The organism is Salibaculum halophilum (assembly GCF_002094885.1).
Taxonomy (GTDB): domain Bacteria; phylum Pseudomonadota; class Alphaproteobacteria; order Rhodobacterales; family Rhodobacteraceae; genus Salibaculum; species Salibaculum halophilum.
The window spans coordinates 1-2,766 of the sequence record NZ_MSIT01000052.1 but is presented as its reverse complement, the minus strand read 5'-3'; the positions used below and the strand labels follow the sequence as shown (position 1 = coordinate 2,766).

Annotated in this window: 4 protein-coding genes and 1 pseudogene; 3 read left to right on the top strand and 2 right to left on the bottom strand. The window is 72.1% G+C overall.

Features of this window, described 5'->3' with window-relative positions:
• A partial coding sequence (locus BU124_RS14905; RefSeq protein ID WP_179141943.1) for a hypothetical protein occupies nt 1-386 on the top strand: 386 nt, incomplete at its 5' end.
• Between the two features lie 17 nt (nt 387-403).
• Nucleotides 404-616 carry a DUF7697 family protein gene (locus BU124_RS14355; RefSeq protein WP_245831708.1) on the top strand — a complete coding sequence of 71 codons (213 nt, stop codon included), beginning with the start codon at nt 404-406 and terminating at the stop codon, nt 614-616.
• Here the strand turns inward: BU124_RS14355 and BU124_RS14350 are convergent.
• The gene (locus tag BU124_RS14350) at nt 587-877 is read right to left on the bottom strand and encodes a HigA family addiction module antitoxin (protein WP_084864247.1); all 291 of its coding nucleotides are present in this window, start codon (nt 875-877) and stop codon (nt 587-589) included. The two genes, BU124_RS14355 and BU124_RS14350, sit on opposite strands and share 30 nt — an antisense overlap.
• Before the next feature lie 33 nt (nt 878-910).
• The gene (locus BU124_RS14345; RefSeq protein ID WP_084864248.1) at nt 911-1,192 is read right to left on the bottom strand and encodes a type II toxin-antitoxin system RelE/ParE family toxin; all 282 of its coding nucleotides are present in this window, start codon (nt 1,190-1,192) and stop codon (nt 911-913) included.
• An 86-nt stretch (nt 1,193-1,278) separates the two neighbouring features.
• Here BU124_RS14345 and BU124_RS14340 point away from each other — a divergent pair.
• A pseudogene (locus tag BU124_RS14340) lies at nt 1,279-2,766 on the top strand (phage tail tape measure protein); the annotation flags it as partial.

Below are 2,766 nucleotides of genomic sequence, written 5' to 3'. Positions count from 1 at the left end.
TGCGCCGCGACCCGGACGTGGTCGCGGCGCTGGAGACCATGCCCAGCGAGGGCGACGACACGGAGACGTCGCGTGCCACCGACGAGGCGGTGGCGATCCCCTTCGCGGTGGCGCTGGACCGGCTGGCGATCGTCGAGTGGGAGGGCGTGGGCGACGCGAAGGGCGCCCCCGTGGATCCCGGGCCCGAGACGATCCCCGCGCTGATGGACATCTGGCCGATCTTCGAGGCGTTCCAGACCCGCTATGTCCAGAAGGGGCTGCTGCTGGAGCAGGAAAAAAACGCCTCTGCGCCCTCGCAGCCTGGGTCTGGGGCGGGGGCGCGGACTACTGCGCAGGGTGCCAAGGGCCGTGCCCGGACTGCCCGCAAACGCAAGAACTGCCGCTGACGCTCGAGGGCCGGCAGGTGCGGGATCTGGTGCAGGCGGCGGGCGGCCAGCTGCGGCTGGCCCCGATGGGCGGCGTGATCGGCTTCGACATGACCGCGCTGCTGGCGATGGCGCGCGCCCGCGGCATCGACCCGGCCGCCGCCGAGCTTCTCCCGCATGTCGAGGCGGTGGTGGTCGAGACGCTGGCCAGACAGGCGGGGTCAGGCGGCAGCGACGGGGGTGATGTCTGAGACGTCGACCGTGTCGCGCGCGCGGGCGAGGTCCCAGGCGCGCTGCAGGTTCATCCAGTATTCGGGCGTCGTGCCGAAGGCCTTGGCGAGCCGCATGGCAGTGTCGGCGGTCACAGAGGTTTCCTCGCGCACCAGCCGCTCGATGCGCGTGCGCGGCACGTGGAGGCGCCGGGCCAGCGCGATCGGGCTCAGCCCGAGCGGGTCGAGGTAGAGCTCCCCGAGAACCTCGCCGGGGTGCGAGGGGGTCTTCATCAGTGCCATGGCGCGTCCTTTCGAGGCCCGTTCAATGCCCGTTCAATGGTAGTCGACGATCTCGACGTCGGTCGGTCCCTGATCTGTCCACACGAAGCAGATGCGCCACTGGTCGTTGATCCGGACGGAATGCTGCCCGGCCCGATCGCCCTTGAGCTCCTCGAGATGATTGCCCGGCGGGAACCGGAGATCCTCGAGGACCACGGCGGCATCGAGCGCCGAGAGCATCGCCCGCGTCCGCTTGACCAGATCGGCCGGGAAGGCCTTGCCGAACCGGCGTTCCACCGCGTTCGCCGCGCGCTTGCCCTTCGTGCTGATGATCATGGGGGCATGTATCACGACGTGATACATATTGCAAGGGGCGCGCGGCGGCGCGCTTTACCGATCCTTCCGATACCGGAGGCAGTCACATGGCCGAGAAACGCGTCTCTGTCCGCCTGTCGGCGACGGGCGGGCGGCAGGTCAAGGATGCGCTGCGCGGTGTGGGCGAGGCCGGGCAGCAGGGCTTCCGGCGCCTCTCGCGCGAGATGGAGGCGGCCAACCGGCGGCTCGCCCGCTTCGCGCGGCAGGCGACGCGGATCGCCCGGGTCGTCGGTGCGGCGGCTGCAGCGGCCGGCGCGGCGCTGATCCGCTCGGGGCTCCAGACCATCGATGCGCAGGCCAAGCTCGCGCAGTCGCTCGCCACCACCACGGCGAGCGTGCAGGTGCTCGCCCGGGCGGCGGACCTCTCGGGCAACTCCTTCCGCGAGCTCGAGGCCGGCTCGGCGCGCCTGACACGGCGCCTGTCGCTCTTCGCCGCCGACGGCAGCGGGCCCGCGGCCGCCGCGATCCGGCGGCTGGGGCTGAATGCGGCGGAGCTGCTCGCGCTGCCGCTCGACCAACGCATCGCGCGGGTGACCGAGGCGATCCGGAGCAATGCCGCGGCCTCCGAGCAGGCGGCGCTCTTCTCGCAGCTCTTCGGCGACCGCGCCTTCGTGGCATTCCAGCGGCTCGACCCGGCGCAGCTGCGCCAGGCCAACGACGAGCTGCGCCGCTTCGGCGTGCTGGTGAGCGACGCGGACGCCGACCGGATCGAGGAAACGAACGACGCGATCTCGCGGTTGGGCCTGCTCTGGCGGGGCCTGTCGAACCAGCTGGCCGTCGCCGCCGCGCCGGCTCTGCAGAGCGCGGCCGAGGGGCTGGCCCGGCTCGGCGAAGTGGGCGGGCCGATCCAGCGGGTCTTCACCGGCATCTCCGACGCGATCGTCCTGCTGATCGACAATGTCGGGCGGGTGGCGAGCACCGCAGCGGCCTTCGCCGGGTTCCTAGCCGGCCGTTGGGTGGCCGGGCTGGCCGCAGCTGCGCTCTCGGTCCGCGGGCTGGCCACAGCGCTAGTGGTCCTGCGCGGGGCGCTGATCCGCACCGGTATCGGGGCGCTGATCGTCGGCGCGGGCGAGCTGATCTACCAGTTCACCCGCCTGGTGGCGACCACGGGCGGCATCGGCGACGCACTCGGGCTGCTTCGGGACGTGGCGGCGGAGGCATGGGACCGGATTGCCCGGCGCGCCGGCGCCGCCTGGGTGCGGATTGAGGCCGGCTGGGCCGCGGCGCAGGCGGCGATCCTCGAGGGTCTGCAGGGCGCAACGGAGGCCGTGGTCGGCTGGGGCAACAGCACCGTCGCGACCTTCTCGGGCGCGTTCGACGCGGTGAAGGCAACCTGGGGCGCGCTGCCGGAGGCCATCGGGGACTTCGCCTTCCAGGCCGCCGATGTCCTGATCGACGGCGTCGAGTCGATGATCAACGGCGTGGTGGACCGGATCAATCGCTTCATCAACCGGCTGAATGCGGCGCTCTCCAATCTGCCCGACTGGGCGACCGGCGAGGGTGGCCTCTCCATCGGCACGCTGGACCCGGTCGAG

Bases quoted from the DNA above. Each gene is read 5' to 3' on its own strand.
- BU124_RS14350 (WP_084864247.1), bottom strand. From the start codon at position 877: ATGGCACTGATGAAGACCCCCTCGCACCCCGGCGAGGTTCTCGGGGAG.
- BU124_RS14345 (WP_084864248.1), bottom strand. From the start codon at position 1,192: ATGATCATCAGCACGAAGGGCAAGCGCGCGGCGAACGCGGTGGAACGC.